At 41.1% G+C, this 21,035-nt stretch carries 13 protein-coding genes and 1 pseudogene; 10 read left to right on the forward strand and 4 right to left on the reverse strand.

Going from position 1 to position 21,035, the window contains the following annotated elements:
• The first annotated feature begins 69 nt into the window (after positions 1 to 69).
• Entirely contained in the window at positions 70 to 198 is a 129-nt protein-coding gene (locus A4V03_RS21450) for a hypothetical protein (protein WP_004301204.1), read from the forward strand.
• Positions 199 to 954: 756 nt separating this feature from the next.
• Here the strand turns inward: A4V03_RS21450 and A4V03_RS21290 are convergent.
• Positions 955 to 1,353 (reverse strand): annotated as a pseudogene (locus A4V03_RS21290) (MobV family relaxase); the annotation flags it as partial.
• An 866-nt stretch (positions 1,354 to 2,219) separates the two neighbouring features.
• On the opposite strand from A4V03_RS21290, the gene A4V03_RS08325 reads away from it, so the two are divergent.
• The 3 genes from A4V03_RS08325 to A4V03_RS08335 are packed head-to-tail and all read left to right on the forward strand — an operon-like array spanning position 2,220 to position 4,474.
• A complete protein-coding gene (locus A4V03_RS08325) occupies positions 2,220 to 2,627 on the forward strand; it encodes a hypothetical protein (RefSeq protein WP_065538537.1) in 408 nt (135 codons plus the stop codon).
• A 3-nt stretch (positions 2,628 to 2,630) separates the two neighbouring features.
• Positions 2,631 to 3,935: a DUF3440 domain-containing protein gene (locus A4V03_RS08330; RefSeq protein ID WP_065538538.1), complete on the forward strand. Its 1,305-nt coding sequence runs from the start codon at positions 2,631 to 2,633 to the stop codon at positions 3,933 to 3,935.
• Positions 3,932 to 4,474 (forward strand): IbrB-like domain-containing protein, encoded by a 543-nt coding sequence (locus A4V03_RS08335; protein ID WP_065538539.1) that lies wholly within the window; start codon positions 3,932 to 3,934, stop codon positions 4,472 to 4,474. The genes A4V03_RS08330 and A4V03_RS08335 overlap by 4 nt, the downstream gene beginning before the upstream one ends.
• Before the next feature lie 134 nt (positions 4,475 to 4,608).
• Here A4V03_RS08335 and A4V03_RS08340 read toward each other — a convergent pair whose 3' ends face one another.
• Positions 4,609 to 7,476: a PD-(D/E)XK nuclease family protein gene (locus A4V03_RS08340; RefSeq protein WP_065538540.1), complete on the reverse strand. Its 2,868-nt coding sequence runs from the start codon at positions 7,474 to 7,476 to the stop codon at positions 4,609 to 4,611.
• Positions 7,477 to 7,519: 43 nt separating this feature from the next.
• Complete coding sequence (locus tag A4V03_RS08345) at positions 7,520 to 10,690, reverse strand: UvrD-helicase domain-containing protein (protein ID WP_065538541.1); 3,171 nt, start codon at positions 10,688 to 10,690, stop codon at positions 7,520 to 7,522.
• Positions 10,691 to 11,043: 353 nt separating this feature from the next.
• Between A4V03_RS08345 and A4V03_RS08350 the strand changes: the two genes are divergently transcribed.
• From A4V03_RS08350 to A4V03_RS08360, 3 genes are read left to right on the forward strand one after another with little or no spacing between them, the layout of a single operon-like run.
• Positions 11,044 to 12,369, forward strand: a complete 1,326-nt coding sequence (locus tag A4V03_RS08350) for an MFS transporter (protein ID WP_065538542.1) — start codon at positions 11,044 to 11,046, stop codon at positions 12,367 to 12,369.
• A gap of 21 nt (positions 12,370 to 12,390) precedes the next feature.
• Positions 12,391 to 13,359, forward strand: a complete 969-nt coding sequence (locus tag A4V03_RS08355; RefSeq protein WP_065538543.1) for a 1,4-beta-mannosyl-N-acetylglucosamine phosphorylase — start codon at positions 12,391 to 12,393, stop codon at positions 13,357 to 13,359.
• A 7-nt stretch (positions 13,360 to 13,366) separates the two neighbouring features.
• Positions 13,367 to 15,640 (forward strand): GH92 family glycosyl hydrolase, encoded by a 2,274-nt coding sequence (locus A4V03_RS08360; protein WP_065538544.1) that lies wholly within the window; start codon positions 13,367 to 13,369, stop codon positions 15,638 to 15,640.
• 770 nt (positions 15,641 to 16,410) lie between these two features.
• Here the strand turns inward: A4V03_RS08360 and A4V03_RS08365 are convergent.
• On the reverse strand, positions 16,411 to 17,298 hold the full coding sequence (locus A4V03_RS08365; protein WP_065538545.1) for an SDR family NAD(P)-dependent oxidoreductase: 888 nt from the start codon (positions 17,296 to 17,298) through the stop codon (positions 16,411 to 16,413).
• Positions 17,299 to 17,566: 268 nt separating this feature from the next.
• Between A4V03_RS08365 and A4V03_RS08370 the strand changes: the two genes are divergently transcribed.
• From A4V03_RS08370 to A4V03_RS08380, 3 genes are all read left to right on the forward strand, one after another.
• Entirely contained in the window at positions 17,567 to 18,775 is a 1,209-nt protein-coding gene (locus A4V03_RS08370; protein ID WP_065538546.1) for a site-specific integrase, read from the forward strand.
• Positions 18,776 to 19,237: 462 nt separating this feature from the next.
• A complete protein-coding gene (locus A4V03_RS08375; RefSeq protein WP_065540350.1) occupies positions 19,238 to 19,858 on the forward strand; it encodes an RNA polymerase sigma factor in 621 nt (206 codons plus the stop codon).
• Positions 19,859 to 19,865: 7 nt separating this feature from the next.
• Complete coding sequence (locus tag A4V03_RS08380; RefSeq protein WP_065538547.1) at positions 19,866 to 20,858, forward strand: FecR family protein; 993 nt, start codon at positions 19,866 to 19,868, stop codon at positions 20,856 to 20,858.
• Positions 20,859 to 21,035 lie beyond the last annotated feature (177 nt).

Here is a 21,035-nt window from a genome sequence, read left to right on the forward strand (position 1 = left end):
TCCTAAGTTTTAAGTTTTTTATTTTCCCTCTTTTAGCATTTCAGCTACTTTCGGGCTTGATTGAAAATTATGTCGCCTCAAAAGGTGTTATGGCTCTTTATGCAGGGTTTCACGACCAAATACGACCTCTGCAAAGCGGAGCGTGGAGATTTTGTCGGGAACCGTCAGGCTGTGACCTTGAATACAAGAAAGACATGACAAGTACCTTTGCGACACAATTCTCATCAGGCAGACCGAAAGTTGGGATGCGAGGATAGAATGCCTATGGCAGAAGTTACGATAAAAGGAACTTCCGTAAAATTGGGATGCAGCGAAAAAAGAAAATATCGGTGCGATTATCTTCTCTTTTGACTGTGAATATAAAAGTAAGGGGGAGAACTTCGGTAAAGGTTTAGTTTAGTCTATTAGCTTATATATATGCTAAACTAAAGTAAACTAAATATAGGCAGATATATTGGACTGCCTGTATAGGTGTTTTGAGGGAAATGGTTACCTTTGCAAAAAACAATGTTCCTTGAAAGAAACAGAGATTTGTCCTTTTTTCTTTTGGCTGTAGTTATTCATCCATAGATGACTGCAACAATCACTCTTGGCGAGAGGATGAAAATCGTGTGAAAAGACTTGGAAAAATACTCAAAGTACGAACAAGTGAAGAGAAAGAAAGGTAGTGCAAACAAAAAAACAAGAAAATAAGATAATTCGTGTTTCTGTTCCTAATTTGTTTCTTGATAAAAACACATCACAATATAAACTATTAATTTACAAGATATTATGATGTGAAATTTTGAGATATAACTAAATTTCTCAGGTTTCTAACTTACAAGATAAGCATAACGCTTCTTTCTTTTCTAATATGTCTTGGAGAGAGTATTCTCTCAATTCGATGCAAAAATAGATAAAATAATCAAATAAACCGAAGTAAACATCGCCTTATTTTTTCTCATTTCTTGTGTTTTATAATCTCACTCCCCTTTGGCGTGTATATTCTTCCTTTTGGGTGTGGCTTACATCCAGCTTTTCTTTAAGTTCTTTAAATTTCATCTTGAACTATTCAAGTATAGGCATTCCGTCAATACACAGCCTGAATTTCCCTTTCTCCTGCGGATTTCTCTCTATAGTTGCCGTTGAGTGCTCCGTCCTGAACTTCTCCTTGTATTCCTTCGAATAGAGCCTGCCCTTGAACTCTACGGGCTGTAGGCTGACGATTTGCCTTGTCAGTTCCTTGGTGAACCCCACTTCCCGGCGTTGTTCGGCTATGGGCAGCAGTTCCGTTACGATAGGGAAATAGGTGTCTATCTGTTTCAGCCTATTGTCGTACCCTGCAATTTTCTGTTGGTAACTTCGGTCTATCTTAAATCTGCACTGTTCGTTTGCATCATCTCAACATAAAGAATAGGATATCCGGTGTAGGGGACGATTGGAATTCATTGGATGGTTGTTTTTTGTTATCTCACCGCAAAAATCGTGCACTTTCGAATATGAACGTACCATGTCCGCAGGGTTTTCGGACTACGCCTCTTTGGGACTCTGCCTGCCCCCCCCTGCTCAGTCTGAAAACTTGGGAGATTGCGTTAAAATTCTCTTTTCTCGTCATAGCCCCATTCAGCGGTTCTCGTCCGGACGTTAAATCTTGGTTAACGTACTGCTAAAAAAACAAAAAACAATCTCCTTCCAGAGCCTTCCCGAAGATGCTGTTTTTTTGTCTTTCCACTGCTTTTCCGCTGCTTTTTCGTCACTTCTCCGTATCACCTTCGTATCACCTTCGTTCCTTCTCCGTTCTAAAATTGAATAAATATTTACTTAATATCCGTGAAGAAACGAAAATGAATGCTTCATGAAGCGAGGATGAAGCGGAATTTGATCCTTTATTGTTAAAACATGTAAATCTATAGATAACTTGTTGCGCTTTTAAAAATGCGGACAAACGCCCTTTGGCTGCGTTTGCATTCGTTAACAGAACGGGGCGCCTGTAAGAAAACTTTCTCCCGTCGGTGATTGTTGACAGCATTGAAGCATGATTACAGTGCGATTGCACCCATTCGGCCAAGAACGGCATAGAATGGAAATACAACAAACGTCGGTCCGATATAAGCCTGCACTATTCTGATTCCAAAAATATCGCCCTATAGAGATTATATCATGAAAAACAAATGTTTTAGGAGCAAGAATGACGAATCTGATATTTTTTCCTTATTTTTGTGTGTCCATTCTTGAATGATATGATACAGATAATACGATTAAAAGGAAAAGACAAACAGTTATACCGGCTCCTGGCACCGATGGTTATGGATCCTGAAGTAATACGTGCCAACAACAATTACCCTTTCAAGACCGGCGAGGAGTATGTGTGGTTTATTGCGCTGAGAGATAAAGAAGTGGTAGGCTTCATTCCGGTGGAGCAAAAAAGCCGGAAGAAAGCCGTAATCAATAATTATTATATAAAGGCAGAAGAAGCCGGACGGGAGGAAATCCTGTCGCAGTTGTTACCTGCCATCACCAAGGAATTCGGCCCTGAGAACTGGTTGCTTAATTCGGTCACATTGATGCAAGACAAAGAGATATTCGAGAAGTTTGAATTTATATCCATGGATAAGAAGTGGACAAGATATGTTAAAATGTATAGATAATATATGGGCAAAAAGAAGGCTACGGGCACAAAAAATGTATATGAACTGGCACAAGAGCGACTAAAGGTTATATTTAATGAGTTTGATAATATCTATGTATCTTTCTCCGGTGGCAAGGATAGTGGAGTATTGTTGAACATGTGCATTGACTATATCCGGAAGAATAACTTGAAAAGACGTATCGGAGTCTTTCATATGGATTACGAAATTCAATATAAGATGACCATTGATTATGTAGACCGGATTCTGGAAGCTAATAAGGATATTCTGGATGTGTACCGTGTGTGTATTCCTTTCCGCGTATCTACATGTACATCTATGTACCAATCATTCTGGCGTCCTTGGGAAGACAGCAAGAAGAATATATGGGTGCGCTCCATGCCCCAAAAGGCAATGACCAAGGATGACTTTCCTTTTTATAACACAACAATGTGGGATTATGAGTTTCAGATGCGATTTGCGCAATGGATACATAATAAGAACGACGCAGTGCGGACTTGCTGCCTGATTGGGATTCGCACGCAGGAAAGTTTCAACCGGTGGCGGTGCATCTACATGAGCCGTAAGTTTCAAATGTATCATAAGTACAAGTGGACATCAAAAGTGGGGAACGACATTTATAATGCCTATCCTATCTACGACTGGAAAACAACGGATGTATGGACGGCCAACGGAAAGTTCCAATGGGATTATAATACGCTGTATGACCTTTATTATCGTGCGGGTGTCAATCTGGAACGGCAACGTGTGGCGAGTCCCTTTATTAACGAAGCTCAGGAGAGCCTTCAGCTCTATCGCGTGCTCGATCCCAATACATGGGGCAAGATGATAGGACGGGTGAACGGTGTCAACTTTACCGGAATGTATGGCGGCACTCATGCCATGGGATGGCAATCGGTGAAACTGCCTGAAGGGTATACATGGCGTGAGTTTATGTACTTCCTGTTGTCTACCCTGCCGGAACGGGCACGGAAGAATTATCTTCGGAAGTTGTCGGTGAGCGTAAATTTCTGGCGGACGAAAGGGGGCTGTCTGAGTGAAGCCACCATCAAGAAACTGATTGATGCCAAAGTGCCGATTATTGTCATGGACAACAGTAACTATAAGACGTTGAAGAAGCCGGTGCGCATGGAATACCAGGATGATATTGATATACCGGAGTTTAGGGAGATACCTACCTATAAGCGAATGTGCATCTGTATCATCAAGAACGACCATGCCTGCAAGTATATGGGATTCTCGCCGACGAAGGAAGAGATGAGTAAGAGAAGTCAAATAATGGAACAATATAGAATCATAGTATCATGAGTGTAGATAAAAGCCCTGTTTACGAGGTAAAAGCGGTGCCCGTAGAGAAAGTACATGCAAACGATTATAATCCGAATGTCGTAGCACCGCCTGAAATGAAGTTGCTCGAACTTTCCATTTGGGAAGATGGCTTTACGATGCCATGTGTGTGTTATTACAACAAAGAAGAAGATAACTATATTCTGGTGGACGGTTATCACCGTTATACTGTACTGAAAACGTCGCAACGTATCTATAAACGCGAGAACGGACTGCTTCCGGTTGTAGTGATAGATAAAGACTTGTCGAACCGTATGAGCTCGACGATACGGCACAATCGTGCCCGTGGGATGCACAACATTGAATTGATGTGTAATATTGTAGCGGAACTCGATAGGGCAGGTATGTCCGACCAGTGGATTATGAAAAATATCGGTATGGACCGTGACGAATTGTTACGTCTGAAACAAATTTCGGGTTTGGCGGATCTCTTTGCCAACCGGGAATTCAGCATTCCTGACGAAGTTGCGCCTACAGAAACAGAACGCAAGGTGTTATAATCTGATGGCTATATATACAGTATTCAGACATTTTGGCATTCAGGCACAGATTACACGAATTACACGGTTTATAAGATAATTGGAAAAACGTGAAATACGTGTAATCCGTGCCCAAATTGTATTCTGAAAATGATTTATCGTTTACAGATTGCCTTAAAGTCGCAGTACGAACATTTCTTTATATCTTTCGTTTGCGTAAAAGCTTCTTTCTCATCGAAAACCTCTTCTAATAGTGCTTGCAGGCGTTCGCGGAATTCGTCCTCAAAAAAGGCGAAGTTGTTTACCGGTATTTTCGGTTTGCGGGGTTCTCCCATTTCAATAACGGGCGAATAACTTTCCGATGCTGCGCGGTGGATATAGAGTAGGGCAGGAGCTACCATCAGCGATTGTTTCCGGCTCATAATGGCAGCATAGAGAAATGTCTGGAAGATATAATTCGGGCGTGTTTCCGAAGGGGTAAACAACTGCTCTATATTGGCTGGTGTTTTGGGGCTTCCGCCGGTTTTGTAATCAACGATTCTTAAAGTTCCTTCCTTAGCGTCCATGCGGTCTATTGTTCCACCCAGGCGGAGAGTGAACGGGCCTTGTCCGGTCTGTATGGTCATCTCTTCTGAAACCTTCTTTTCCATGGCAACCATCTCAAAAGGAGTATATTGAAGGTCGTTGCGGAGCAATTGTTTCAGATAGGAGAGAATGACTTTGGAGTTGATAAGTTGCACGCCATTGTATTCGGGTTTTTCTTCAGGAGCTACCTTGAATAGTTCTTTCTTGAATGCCCGGTCAACATAGCTTTGCAGTTTGACCTCATCACGGAGCAAGCGTTCCAAGTCTTCTTTCTGTATCATATTTCCGTTGGCTGTCAGCTCAGTATATACCAATTGGGCGGAGAGATGGAAAATCGTTCCGAACAGAGCGGAGTCGATTTCTGCGCTGACTTCATCAGGAGTCTTTAGTCCTGCCACATACCGGTAGTAAAATCTCAACCGGCAATCGAGGTATGCGTTAAGGGCGGAAGGGGAAAGAATGACGGATTTCGGGTTAGTACTGTCGTAAGCACAGTAAATTCGTCTTAATACTTCCGGTGTCTTCTCGATTTGTATCTCTTGATTGCTTTGCGGAGATTGTCCGGCTTCCAGATATTCGCGGGTGATTTCGTGAGGCCCTTCCACTAGCAATTGTAGCATGAAACGGGATTCTTCTCCACGATTCAAGCCATCTGAAGAGGTGTTGTAGAGTAAAGTGATATTCTCTGCCCGTTGTATCAGGCGGTAGAAGTAGTAGGCGTAAACCGCATTTTTGTGTTCGATGGTCGTCATGCCGAAAGCCTTTCGAAGATTGTATGGGATGAATGAGGATTCTCCGCCGGATTTGGGCAGTTGGCCTTCATTGAGAGATAGCATCACAAGGTTGCGGAAGTCAAGATTACGCGTTTCCAATACGCCCATCACTTGCATTCCGATGGCAGGCTCACCGTGGAAAGGGATATTAGAGGCAGTCAGTACTTTGCTAATCAGCCTTTTTAGTGTGTCGGTACGAACGTTCAGTTCTCCACTTTCAATCAAGCTATAGAGACGGTTGATTTTAAGATGGCTCTGGAATAGGGATTCTCTATAAAGTTGATTGAAAATGTCATTGTATTCTCCTTCTTTGCGGTACAGGATGGAGATATCTTTGATTAGTCCGACAAGGTAGTCGCATAAGTCCTTGATGCCGCTGCGGGGAGTGAAGAGATTGGCTAGGAAGTCATCTTGTTTTAATTCCGAAGGGAGCGGATAGAAGCGGTTTGTCTTTGTCAGTTCATTTTCCAGTGAATCGGCATGAGTGGACAGTTGTTGAGTGTAGGGATGTTTCAATATAGCCGATACTGCTTCGTAGGTAAATCGTCCGGTATCGCTACGATAACCATTGGTCTGCAATTCCATTGCTGCGTTGATAAAGCTGTATACGGGAGTTTGTGCCAATGGGAATCCCATAGTGATATTGACGTTCTTCACTTCTTGCGGAATGGAGTGGAGTACAGGAAGCAACAGTGCTTCGTTACAGAGTACTACTGCATTTTCTTTTTCTTCACATTCACTGTTAGAGAAGGTTGTACGTATCCATTCGGGAAGGAAGCGCGCTTGTGCATTTTCGGTAGAAGCGGAAATGTAGCGTATATTTTTGGGCGTTTTGAAAGAGTCGAAATAACTATCCGGAAGCTCGTTCGGGAAATCCTGTAAGTTACGTTTAAGGAATTCTCCGGCTTCATGCTTCTTGATTTGTTGGGTATAGAATATATCATAATCCCAATAGAACATGGCTTTATCTGCGTCTTGCAGCAGTTTGAAGAATTGGTGTTCTACTTTATTCAGTACATTAAAACCGACGAATATATATTTGTCATACTTGAGCCGTTCAGTATCAAGCTGCTCGATGACATTCCGGTAGAGCATACCTTCGTAGGCAATGCCTAGCTCTGTAAGGTTCTCCTGGTAGCGATGATAAATAGAGCCTAGTTTGTCCCAAAGGGAAATAAATTTCTCCTTAAGTTCCGTCCGGCGTTCGATAGAGAAATTCTGGAAGAATTGCCGGATAGCCTCTTCCTGCTCTTTGTCCAGAAAGTCATAGTTATCCATCAGGTTCTTCAAGCCTTGCAGATTGCTGAAGAGTTTGTCTGCATCTACCATGTTCTTATCTACATCATCGAAGTCGCTGATAAGCAGTTCTCCCCAAAAATAGAAATCATCCAATGTCTCCTGGCTTTGTGTTTCTTCCTTGAACACTTTATAAAGTTCGCAAACTAATCGGATAGGGTCACCGGTTTTCTGTACGGATAGTTTCTGAAACAGGTCGCTGATACTCATTGCAGCGGGAGCCCAAATTGGTTGGTCGGATTCTCCTGCCAAGTATCCGTTGAAAAACAGGTTGGCGCGCTTGTTCGGGAAAACGAGTACCGTACGTGACAGGTCGTTGCCTATTTTGGAATATAAATCGTGAGCGACTAGTTGGAGAAATGTTTGCATAACGTTATAATACTTAGAATCTAATATTTAATACTTTTGAGTTTTAGACTTTCTCTATTCTTTCCTCATCTACATACCACAAATATCCGGTAATATTCTTATATCCCATTTTTGTGAGCAGTTGCATATATCCTTTCACTTGCTTATTGTATTTGGGATTCTCTTTTCCGAATTTAAAATCAACGACAACTACCTGCCCGTCTTTCATCATTACACGGTCGGGACGGCGAGTTTGCAAGACTCCTTTTTCCTTGTATATGATGGCACATTCATTGAACAGTGTCCATTCTCCTGAATACCAGTCTTGTATCTCGGGGGATGAGAAAGCCTTTTGTGCGACTTCACGTGCCATTTCCTCTTTTTCTTCGTTTCTGATTACTCCTTCAAAGATAAGCCGGTCAATGGCAGGTTCAATATCCTCTGCCGTTTCGATAACGGAGAATAGGGTATGCAGCAAACGTCCACGATTGATAAAACGGTCGTCGGATTCCTCTTCTTCAATTCCTTGAATGAAGTCCGCTGAGCGGTTGGACTGGCGGAATTCAATATCATGGCGCATGGACTCCATTTGAACAGGTAGCTTTTCCGGTTTCTGAGTAAGCTTATTGGTAGAGGTCTTAGCTTTATCTTCTTCCGAAGGGCAGAGTCTACCTTGTTCATAACAGTCTTCTTCCCAATCTATCCCTTCTTTGAGCGCTACGACAGGGAGTGCGTTTGCCAGTAGTTCCGACATTGTACCTTTTTGGGCTTTTTTGCTCCAGATGATAAGATTCTTTCCTGCCCGGGTGAAAGCGACGTACAGCAAATTTAAGTTGTCTACCCATAGTTGCAAGCGTTCGTGCAGATAGTCGTTTCCATATATGGATTCCGCCATCTGCGTGGAGTAGTTGATAGGAAGAATATCCAAAGCGTTGAAGGGGGCTGTCTGAGGGGCGCACCATACTAATTGGTTATTCGTTTCATTCTCTAATTTCCAGTCACAGAAAGGAAGAAGCACTGTGTGGAATTCCAATCCTTTGGATTTGTGTATAGAGAAGATTCGGATACCTTCTACCTCTCCGCTTGGAATCGTTTTGCTGCATAATGTTTCATCCCAATAACGGATGAATGCGTCAAGCTCGGAAGAGTTGTTTTGCAGGTAATCCGTTACTGCATCAAAGAAGGCAAACAGGTAAGCATCCTGGGCCTTGATATTCTTCATCTCAAAGATGCTGAATAGTTCCTCTAACAATTCATAGAGAGGCATTAGCCTCAGCTCTTTTATCCTTTCAAGAAATGCGGATGGAAGATAGTTTTCGACAGGAAGAAGCAGGAGGGTATTCCAGTCCAGCCCTTTTTGTAAAACTTCGTTCTGATAGGCTACTGCCAGTTGGGCACGGGCTATCTTATTGTTTTCGTCCGAGAGATAGCGCAAAGCATCCATCATCATACAAATAGCCAAGGAGGCATTCAGGCGGAATGCTTCATCCGATACTATTTTGTAATGCAGCTCTTTGTCAAAATAATCAGCGATACGTGGGATGCTTTTGTTCTTTCGTACAAGGATAGCTATGTCATTTAGCCGTACCCCGTTGGCAAGCAGATGTTCTACTTCTGCTCCCAGGCTGATTAGTGTCTGTTCGGTATAGTCGTGCTCTTCGTCGGGTTCGAGAAAAGAGACTTTTACATATCCCTTCTCTGTACTTCGGGGAGATTCCTGCACGACGTCGGCATAGGCTTTTTGTAGGTCCTCGCAATCTTTGCCGAGCTGTTGTCGGTAAACTCCGTTCAGATAATCGGCAGCAGCTGTGAATATATGGTTGTTGAACCGGATGACAGTGGTCTCACTACGCCGGTTGGTAGCCAATGTCTTGACACGAATCGGGAAATGTTCGATATGGTCGTTCAGTCCGTTGAGAATTCCCCAATCCCCATTTCTCCAACGGTAGATAGATTGCTTCACGTCTCCGACAATCAGGCTGTTTGCCCCTTGGGATAATCCTTCGAGTAAAAGTAGTTTGAAGTTACCCCATTGCATTCGGCTGGTATCTTGAAACTCGTCTATCATGACATTGCGGATATTCGTCCCTATCTTTTCGAATACAAAAGAAGAATCGCCGTCTTTTACTAATTGATGGAGTAGGGCGTTGGTGTCTGACAGTAGGAACTGGTTGTTATCGTGGTTCAGTTGGCGTACTTCTTCATCGATATTGGCGAGAAGTTGTACTTTATTGAGATGTTGCAGGGACAGCCGGCAACTGTTCAGCAGCATATTGTTTCGTGGACGTAACTTTTCGGCATCTTCCAGAACTTGTATAAGGCTGGAATTAGCTAAGTTTATAATATCCGCATAGCGGGGTGAGGCCTTGGCTGCCCAGTTCTTGGCGTCTTCCAGACATTTTTCCACTGTGGCATTACGTATATCGTTACCTAAAACCCCATTGTTGAGTTTACGGAAGTAGCTGCCGATTCCTCGTGAGCCACCTTTCAGGTCATCGGCAGTCAATGCGTGTCCGTCCAGTTCTCCTTCGAATTGGTCGTAGAAGCCTTTCATTTGTTCCAAAACCTCAGTTTCTAGGGCTTTCAGGTGTTTACGGTATTCTTTGATGGTATCCGGGTTGCGCAGTCGTTCACGAAGTTTTTCTCCTTTCTCAATGTAGCCTTCATCAAATATATTGCGTCCGAAACTCTTGACTTCGTCCGATACGTTCCAACGTTTATCGTCGGCAATCCGTTCGTTGATATAGTCTAACAACCAGGCGAGGACGGGGGAGGCAGGTCCTAGCTTTTCTATCATGCTGTCCACTGCGTCACTAAGGACTTCTGTGTTGTTCAGTTCTATATTCAGGTTCGGACTGAGTTCCAGTTCCCGTGCCAGGTTACGCATGACGGATTGGAAGAAAGAGTCGATTGTCTCTACCCGAAAACGGCTGTAATCATGCAACATATAGCTTAGGGCAATACCTGCTGCTTCACGTATTTCCTGTTCCGTTTTACCGGTCTCTTCCTTGATACGGTTGAGATAGGCTTCAGAATCTTTATCACTTGTCTGGATACCATAAAGCTGGCTGAGAATGCGTTCTTTCATCTCTGCCGTGGCTTTGTTTGTAAAGGTTACAGCCAAAATCTGCCGATAGGCGCGTGGATTGAGAATAAGTAGCTTAATATATTCTACAGCCAGGGTAAATGTTTTCCCCGATCCTGCAGAGGCTTTATAAACAAGGAGTTCGCTCATTATCTAATAATAGGATGAATTAATAAAACTTTTTCTTCGTCTGCTTTTAGAGCATTGATGACAGATTTATTATTATTAATATACAGAAATATTAGAGATTGTGACATTCTCTTTTAATTCTACAGGACAAAAATAATGAAAGAAGTAGAGACAAAGAAATAAAAACAGGAAAAAAACTTTTTGAGTTAAGTGTATTAGTGTTGCCAACTGTATTGCTACAAAAGCCTTATTTTTTTTTAAATTCTTAATAAGCATTAAAAGAGTAGGGGGAGACGTTAGTAGTTTCTCCCTTTTAGTTGTATTATATATAGATGAGTTAGAAAAATGTTTTTTTAATCTATATACTATGATTTATGCAACAGAATAAAACTGCTTCTCAACAAAAGTCTATCAGCCCGGCTTGCTGGGTTCCTACCGCTTATTTTGCAATGGGACTTCCCTTTATTGCTATTAATCTGGTTTCCGTATTCATGTTTAAGGATCTGGGAATTTCCGACACACAAATCACCTTGTGGACTTCCCTTATTATGGCACCTTGGACATTTAAATTCTTATGGAGTCCTTTTCTTGAAATGTATCGAACAAAGAAATTCTTTGTATTGGTCACAGAATTGCTGAGTGGAGTCTTGTTTGGTATAGTAGCCTTTTCTTTATTCTTCGATTACTTTTTCGCCATAAGTATTTCTACAATGGCTATAATAGCTTTTAGTGGAGCAACACACGATATAGCTTGTGACGGTGTGTATATGGCCGAATTAAACAAAGAAGATCAAGCGAAATATATTGGAGTACAAGGTGCTTTTTATAATGTAGCCAAATTAGTTGCCAATGGTGGATTGGTTGCTATGGCAGGTGCATTGGCCGAACATTTTGGAGCCATAGAAGGCGCTTCTATAGAAGCTAATAAAGGAGCATATACATCTGCATGGATGATCATTTTTGCGGTTATTGCAGCGATTATGGTGCTGATTGGCATCTACCATATAAAAGTTTTGCCCTCTTCACAAGTTCCGTCAACAACAAAGAAAACCTCATCAGAGATCGGAAGGGAATTGATGGCAGTTATTGCAGACTTCTTTACGAAGAAACATATTTTCTATTATATCTGCTTTATTATTTTATATCGCCTGGCGGAAGGATTTATCATGAAGATTGCGCCGTTATTTCTGCGTGCTTCAAGAGATGTCGGTGGGTTAGGATTGTCCTTGACGGAGATTGGTACGTTAAATGGAGTTTTTGGTTCTGCAGCTTTTGTACTAGGCTCTTTGTTGGCAGGTATTTATGTCTCCAGGTTCGGATTGAAAAAGACGCTATTTACTCTCTGTTGTATTTTTAATCTTCCGTTTGTAGCCTATACATTTCTGGCAGTTACACAGCCTACCAATGTATATCTAATCGGAACTTGTATAACAATGGAATATTTTGGTTATGGCTTTGGTTTTGTCGGATTGACGTTGTTTATGATGCAACAGATTGCTCCAGGCAAACATCAAATGTCACATTACGCATTTGCTTCAGGAATCATGAATCTGGGCGTGATGCTTCCGGGAATGGTTAGTGGTTATTTTAGTGACTTATTAGGATATCGTAATTTCTTTATCTATGTGTTAATCGCAGCTATTCCAGCTTTTCTGATTACTTACTTCATACCTTTTACGTATGATGATTCAAAAAAATAAATAATATAAAAAACATTGATTATGAATAAGATTCAAATTCCTTGGAAAGATCGTCCTGTCGGATGTACGGACGTAATGTGGCGTTACTCACAAAATCCAGTTATCGGACGCTATCATATTCCTTCATCTAATAGTATTTTCAATAGTGCTGTTGTTCCTTTTGAGGATGGTTTTGCAGGCGTATTCCGTTGTGATAACAAAGCTGTACAGATGAATATCTTTGCAGGTTTTAGTAAGGACGGAATTCATTGGGATATTAATCATGAGCCTATTCAGTTCAAGGCCGGTAACACGGAGATGATTGAATCGGAATATAAATATGACCCTCGTGTTACATGGATTGAAGACCGTTATTGGGTAACTTGGTGTAATGGTTATCATGGTCCTACGATTGGTATTGCCTATACTTTTGACTTTAAGGAGTTTTTCCAGTGCGAGAATGCTTTCTTGCCTTTCAATCGTAACGGGGTACTTTTCCCGCAGAAGATCGATGGCAAGTATGCGATGTTGAGTCGTCCCAGTGATAATGGACATACTCCGTTTGGCGATATATACATCAGCTATAGCCCGGATATGAAATATTGGGGTGAACACCGTTGTGTGATGAAAGTGACTCCATTCCCGGAAAGCGCTTGGCAATGTACAAAGATTGGTGCAGGTTCAGTTCCTTTCCTTACAGATGAAGGCTGGTTGCTGTTTTATCACGGTGTAATCACTACTTGTAATGGTTTCCGTTATGCTATGGGATCTGCGATATTGGATAAAGATCATCCGGAAAAAGTCCTCTACCGTACACGTGAATATCTGCTTGGTCCGGCTGCTCCTTACGAACTTCAGGGTGACGTTCCTAATGTCGTATTCCCCTGTGCTGCTTTGCAAGATGGTGAACGTGTTGCTGTTTATTATGGTGCGGCAGATACTGTGGTAGGTATGGCCTTCGGATATATAAAAGAGATTATCGATTTCACGAAACGAACGAGTATCATTTAATAAAGATATGAAACGTATTATATTAACTTACACACTTGCTTTTTCCCTTCTTGCCGTTTATGCGGGGGAAGGGGGAAGCCCTCCCCTAAAAAATACGGATAAAAGTCTTTTGATAGATTATGTGGATCCTTTTATCGGAACTACAAATTTCGGAACGACCAACCCAGGGGCAATCTGTCCGAATGGCATGATGTCTGTGGTTCCTTTCAACGTGATGGGCTCTTCTGAGAATACGTATGACAAAGATGCCCGATGGTGGTCTACGCCTTATGAATATACCAACTGTTTCTTTACCGGATATGCTCATGTGAATTTGAGTGGAGTCGGTTGTCCGGAGTTAGGTTCTTTATTGTTGATGCCTACTACCGGAGAACTGAATGTGGATTATAAAGAATATGGTAGCAAGTATAAGGATGAACAGGCCTCACCGGGCTATTATTCTAATTATCTGACTAAATATAATGTAAAAACAGAAGTTTCGGCTACTCCGCGTAGCGGTATTGCCCGGTTTACTTTTCCGAAAGGGAAAAGCCATATCCTGCTGAATCTGGGGGAAGGATTAACGAATGAGAGTGGCGCCATGCTTCGTCGTGTAAGCGATTGTGAAGTGGAAGGAGTCAAACTACTTGGTACATTTTGTTATAATCCTCAAGCTGTATTCCCTATTTATTTTGTAATGCGGGTTAAAAAGACACCTGCTGCAACCGGATATTGGAAGAAGCAACGTCCGATGACGGGTGTGGAAGCCGAATGGGATCCTGATCAAGGGAAGTATAAATTGTATACCCGTTACGGAAAAGAAATAGCAGGAGATGATATTGGTACCTATTTCTCCTTCGATACAGAAGAAGGAGAACAGGTAGAAGTGCAAATGGGAGTTTCTTTTGTGAGCATAGAAAATGCCCGACTGAATTTAGACTGTGAACAATCGGGAAAGGATTTCGAGCAAATCCATGCTGACGCACGCTCCAAATGGAATGACGATTTGTCACGTATAACTGTAGAAGGCGGAACAGATGCCCAAAAGACTGTGTTTTATACAGCGCTTTATCATTTGCTGATTCATCCTAATATTTTGCAGGATGTAAACGGAGAATATCCGGCAATGGAGAGTGATAAGATTCTGACAACCAAAGGTGATCGCTATACCGTATTTTCTCTTTGGGATACTTACCGCAATGTTCATCAATTGCTGACCTTGGTTTATCCGGAACGCCAGATGGAAATGGTGCGTACAATGCTCGATATGTATCGTGAACACGGATGGTTGCCTAAATGGGAATTATATGGCAGAGAAACATTGACAATGGAAGGTGATCCGAGTATTCCGGTAATTGTAGATACCTGGATGAAAGGTTTGCGTGACTTTGATGTTGATTTGGCTTATGAGGCAATGTACAAATCTGCTACATTACCGGGAGCGGAAAACTTGATGCGCCCTGATAACGACGACTATATGTCTAAAGGATACGTACCTCTTCGTGAACAGTATGACAATTCCGTTTCTCATGCATTGGAATATTATATTGCCGATTTTGCACTGTCTCGTTTGGCAGCTGCTTTAGGTAAAAAGAAAGATGCGGAGATGTTCTACAAACGTTCTTTAGGATACAAACATTATTATAGTAAAGAATTTGGTACTTTCCGTCCGATTCTCCCCGATGGAACATTTTATAGCCCGTTCAATCCGAGACAAGGAGAGAATTTTGAACCGAATCCCGGTTTCCATGAAGGTAGTTCCTGGAATTATACGTTCTATGTGCCACATGATGTATATGGCTTGGCGAAATTAATGGGGGGAAAGAAGCCTTTTATCGATAAACTACAAATGGTTTTTGACAAAGGACTTTACGACCCGGCAAATGAACCGGATATTGCCTATGCTCATTTATTCTCATACTTTAAAGGTGAAGAATGGCGTACACAGAAAGAGACGCAGCGTTTATTAGATAAGTATTTTACAACAACCCCTGATGGTATTCCAGGGAATGATGATACGGGAACGATGTCTTCCTGGGCTATTTTCAATATGATCGGTTTTTATCCCGATTGTCCCGGACTGCCCGAATATACATTGACGACTCCAGTCTTTAATAAGGTAACAATCCGGTTAGATCCGAAATGGTATAAAGAGAACGAACTGGTGATTGAATCCAATCGTACTCAACCAGGAACTTTATATATTGATAAGATACTATTGAATGGCAAGAAGTTCAATAAATATCATATCACACACGATGAACTTGTTCACGGCAAATATTTAAAGTTTGATTTGAAATAACACACAGTGTTTCATAGGTATCGTTTTTGGGTTGACAGGGCTGTCGGACTTCTTATAGTCCCGCAGCCCATTTTTTTTACATTCGCTTCTGTGTTATTACTTCTTCGAAAATAGTGACGGTATATATGTCCGATATCCAGCAGTTATTTCGTGAAACCAATCGATTTATGCAAAATAAAAGAGACATTTTGCGTATATTTGTCGCATGAAAAAACAATGTATTCCTTTAACCTTCTACATACATGACAGAGGATGCCACATTCGACGGTTCAGTCCGGACGTGTTAAATCTGGGTTAACGAACGGATAAAAAAACAAAAAAAATCTCCTTCCGGAGCCTTCCCCACGATTCCGTTTTTTTGTCTTTTCCCCGCTTATCCGCTGCTTTTTCGTCACTTCTCCGTATCACCTCCGTATCACCTCCGTATCAAGTCCGTTTCACCTCCGTTCTAAAAAGGAATAAATATTTACTTAATATCTGTCAAGGAACGAAAATAAATGCTTTGTGAGGCGAGGGTGAAGCGGAATGGGATGTCTTTTTGTTAAAAAACGCAAATAAACAAACGGTTCGTTGCGCTTTTCGAAATGCTGACAAACTCTCTTTAGTTGCGTTTGCATCCGTTAACAGAACGGGGCGTCTGCCGGAAAACTTTCTCCCGCCGGCGATTGTTGATAGCATTGAAGCATGATTGCAGCATCGATTGTGAAGACAAGAGTGGAAGTTACCCGAAACGTGTTAAAAGACTCTCTTAGCGATGACTTTACTTCAAACTATCCTATATAAATCATCTTTTTCGTCATCCCCCCGTCAATCGTGATGTTTTCTCCATTGATGAAATCATTGTTCTCCTCGCAGAGATACAGACACATGCGGGCAATATCTTCCGGTTTGCCTACCCGCCGTGAAGGATGCTGTGAATGGTCTTCCGGTTGGAGTTGATCATAATCGTGAGTCTGTATCCATCCCGGAGCAATCGAGTTTACTGTGATATTCCATTCAGATAAAGACAAAGCCAATGCATGAGTCAAAGAATAGATACCACCTTTTGATGCAGCATAACCTTCACTTCCCGCTTCACTCATCAGATAACGCGTAGAGCAGATATTTATGATTCGGCCGTATGGGTTGGGAGAGGGCTGCCTTTTACGATGGATGGCAAGCAGACGGGAAGTGATGAATACAGGACGCAGGTTAATAGAAAGAATGTTGTCGAAATCTTCTACACTTGTCTCTGTGATGGAAGAAAATTTACTGATACCGACGTTGTTGACAATAACATCCATATCGTTCCATTCGGCAAGAATGGCTTGCATGCAACTTTCAAGCGCATTTTTATCACTTACGTCGACCTTACGGAATATAGCCCCGGTTGCCTTCGCAGTCTCCCGTCCCGATGTTTCGTTTATATCGCAAAAGGCAACTTGATTTCCAGCCAGGCAAAAAGCTTCTACTATTGCTTTGCCTATTCCTTCCGCTCCGCCTGTTACAAATACCCTTCTTTTTGAGTCCTCCGTTTTTGAAACCGTTGAAGAGTGAGACTTCGATTCGGCCGGACGCACCGTTGTTGGTTTCTTCTTACCATATTTTTGCGCCTGTTTCCAAGCAGCTTTCCGGGCTTCGTATTGTTCCTGTTGTCTCTCTATATAATTATCTGCCATCGTCATTTTTCATTTATTGGCAAATGTAAAGTATAAAATGGATAAATACAAGAATCGACTGTTCTTTTATCAGGCGGGATAACGGTTCATTTGGTCCACTTAGATTCGTTACTTCCCCGAAAGTCAGTGAATAAGGTATCGTATGGCGATATCTTATGCCGATTGGATGAACTCAAATAGAGTGGGCTGAAAATAAAACAAACAAGAATTATATAATAAATGTTTTTGTATTTACTTGTGGTTGTATTAACATCAAAATTATAATTATATGGCAACCGTAAAAGTAAAATTCCGTCCTTCTTCTGTCATAACAAAGGAAGGGACATTGTATTATCAGATAACTCACGATAGAGTAGTAAGACAAATAAATACAGGTTATAAACTCTATCCAACAGAATGGCACAGCTTTACCTCCCAAATTGTTGTACCGCCAAATGCAGAAGAAAGCAGATACCATTATTTGTTAGCACTACAGAACAACCTAAAGAAAGAGACCGCCCGACTGGCAGAAATAATCGTCAGACTGAATCGCACTGATAGTGCTTATACCGCCGATAGAATTGTAGAGTTATACAATCTACGGTCTGATAACGATAGTTTTTTATTATTTACCCGAAATCTCATAGTTCAATTAAAACAGATTGGTAAGATACGTACCGCCGAGACATACACATGCGCATTAAATAGTTTTATACGGTTTCAGGGAGAGACAGATCTTCTCTGGGAAGCGGTGGATTCTAATCTGATGATAGAATATGAAGTTTACTTGAAAGCAGAAGGGGTGTGTCCTAACACTTCCTCTTATTATATGCGTAGTCTGCGTGCGATATATAATCGTGCTGTAGAAAAGGAACTTACCATACAACGTTATCCTTTCAAGCACGTTTACACAGGAATAGATAAAACAGTAAAACGGGCTGTACCTGTAACAGTAATTCGCCAGATACGGAATCTAAAATTGGAGCACAATCCAATGTTGGATTACGCAAGAGATATTTTTATGTTTAGTTTTTATACACGTGGTATGTCATTCGTTGACATGGCTTATCTGAAGAAAAAAGATTTGCATAACGGAATATTATCATACCGTCGACAGAAGACCAATCAACAACTTTTTATCAAATGGGAAAAACCTATGCAAGAAATCATAGACAAGTATGACACAACGGGAACACCTTATCTGTTACCTATTATCAAGGATGTCGGAAAAGATGAAAGACGACAATATAAAAATGCGTCACATTTAGTAAACTGCAAACTGAAAAAAATAGGAATCCAGTTAGGACTGACGATTCCACTGACTACTTATGTGGCACGCCATGGATGGGCAAGTATTGCCAAAAGTAAGAATATACCGATTTCTACTATCAGCGAAGCGATGGGACACGATTCGGAAAATACCACAAGAATTTATCTGGCATCATTAAATACTTCGGTGATAGACAAAGCAAATAGCCTTATTATTAAGTCGATATAAGAAATATAGTTAACAAATAGGAACTGGCTAAGTTAACGGATAACTGTATCTACTAATATATCCAGTAGGTATTGACAAGTCATTTTACTGTAATACGTGATTCGTTCCACATATATGGAACTAAAAGAAAACAATTGTGGAACTAAAGGAAAACAATTGTGGAACTAAAGGGAAACAGATGTGGAACGCATTATTTCTTATGATTCAGTTTGTTAGTAATAGAAAGAAAAATGAAAAAGAAATGGATGGAAGTGAAAGCAACAGAAGGGAAAGGCTATCTGACCATCAAAAGCCGTCGTCCACCCAAAGCAAATATCGGAACACCGGGTTAATCAGGGACTTTTTTTTATTGGAATATGTGCCACCTTTTCTAAATTTTACTACTTTTGTTTTGCGAAAGATGCTTAATTGTACTACACCTTTTATTCTTTTTTGGAAAAACAATTAAACAAAATCCAAGGAATGTTAGATAAATCAGCGCAATACACGAATACAGATGACGAGAAGCTCTTTTCCTTCATAGAAAAAGGAGATAAAGGAGCTTTTACACAGGCTTATGACAGATATCATAAGCTGCTATATGTATTAGCTTACCGTTATTTAATGAATGCAGACATGGCAGAAGATGTAGTGCAACATGTCTTTGCCCGTTTATGGGAATTTAGGTCGGAACTACATGTAGGAATCAGCCTGAAGAACTATCTCTTCACGATGACGAAAAATCATGTCTTAAATCTGATTCGTAATGAGAATAGCGCAATCAGCAAGAACTATGAAATAGCACAATCGACACCTGTCTACGAAGATAATCTGATAGAAAATCTGGAGAAGAAAGAATTGATGGCCTCTTTTTATAAAGCGGTAGATATGCTTCCGCCGCAGAAACGCAGTATTTGTTTGATGAAAGTGAAAGAGGAACTAACGAATCAGGAAATAGCCGAACGGATGAATCTGTCTGTTAATACAGTCAAAACGCATTATACGGAAGCATTGAAAATGCTACGTATTCATTTAAGTAAAATGCTAATAATTGTTACTTTTTTCACACTAATGACATATGTAAGTGTCCACTATTTAAGATAAAAAGAGAATGAATCGACCCACTGATAAACAAATAGAAGAAGTGCTTGCCGGAATTGCTACGCCGGAAGATGCAAAGTTTGTGGCGGAATGGTTTGCCACAGAAGAAGGGAACACTTACCTGGATGCTGTGATGACCCGGGAGGCAGAATGTTTAAATGCCGAAACGGCAGAAATATATGTGGACCATACTATACCTTCTGAAAAGATGTACCATCAGATCCAAAAGAACATATCACGCAAACAGATCAAACGTATCTGCTTCCGTGTGGCTGCAATCTTAATTCCTGTTATTTTCCTGATAGGTCTTTATATACAGATCAATTCCCGGGTGGATTTATTCGGCACTACGGAGTATGAGGAAATTCGTGTTGCCAAAGGAGAGCGGATACAGATGATGTTTCAAGACGGGACACGAGTTTATATCAATTCAGATTCCTGGTTGAAGTATCCTAAAAAGTTCGGATTGAGTAAGCGGGAAGTTTTCCTGGTGGGAGAAGCCTATTTCGTGGTAGCCAAGAATAAAAAACGTCCGTTTATTGTTAATCTGAACGGTCCTTCCGTTCATGTACTGGGTACTTCTTTCGATGTACAAGCCTATCCGGAAAATAAAGATATTGTGATCTGTCTGGATGAAGGACATGTAAATCTGACTCTCTCCTCTGCAAAAGAATACCCGTTACTGCCGGGCGAGAAACTGATATATAATAAAGAAAGTGACCAGTGCCGGATAATCAAAAACGATCATTCAAAGCAAGTCTCAATGTGGAAAGACAATGTGATTTCTTTTAAAGATACTCCTCTGGCAGAAGTGGTCAAGGTTCTGAACCGCTGGTATAATGTAAACTTTAAGATAGAGGATGAGCAGGCATCGAAATATGTATATACGTTGACCTCGGATAATACGATACTGGAGAAGGTGCTTCAGGATTTGGAAAAGATTGCGCCGGTAAAATTTGAATATGATGAAGTCCGGAAAGAAGTGACAGTCCGAATGAAATAGGACGGAAAGAAGTAAGAATATACTGGATAGGATAATAGAATGAAGACAGGCTGTGTATATACGCAGCCTTTACTGTTTTAGAATAAGAATGTTATGAAATAAATTAGGCTTATGCAAAAAAACTCTTTTTTCTCTCACCCGCTTTTTTGACTTGTGTGTCTACTAAGCATAAATGAG

Origin of the sequence: Bacteroides caecimuris (assembly GCF_001688725.2) — a bacterium.
In the GTDB taxonomy this organism is placed as follows: Bacteria; Bacteroidota; Bacteroidia; order Bacteroidales; family Bacteroidaceae; genus Bacteroides; species Bacteroides caecimuris.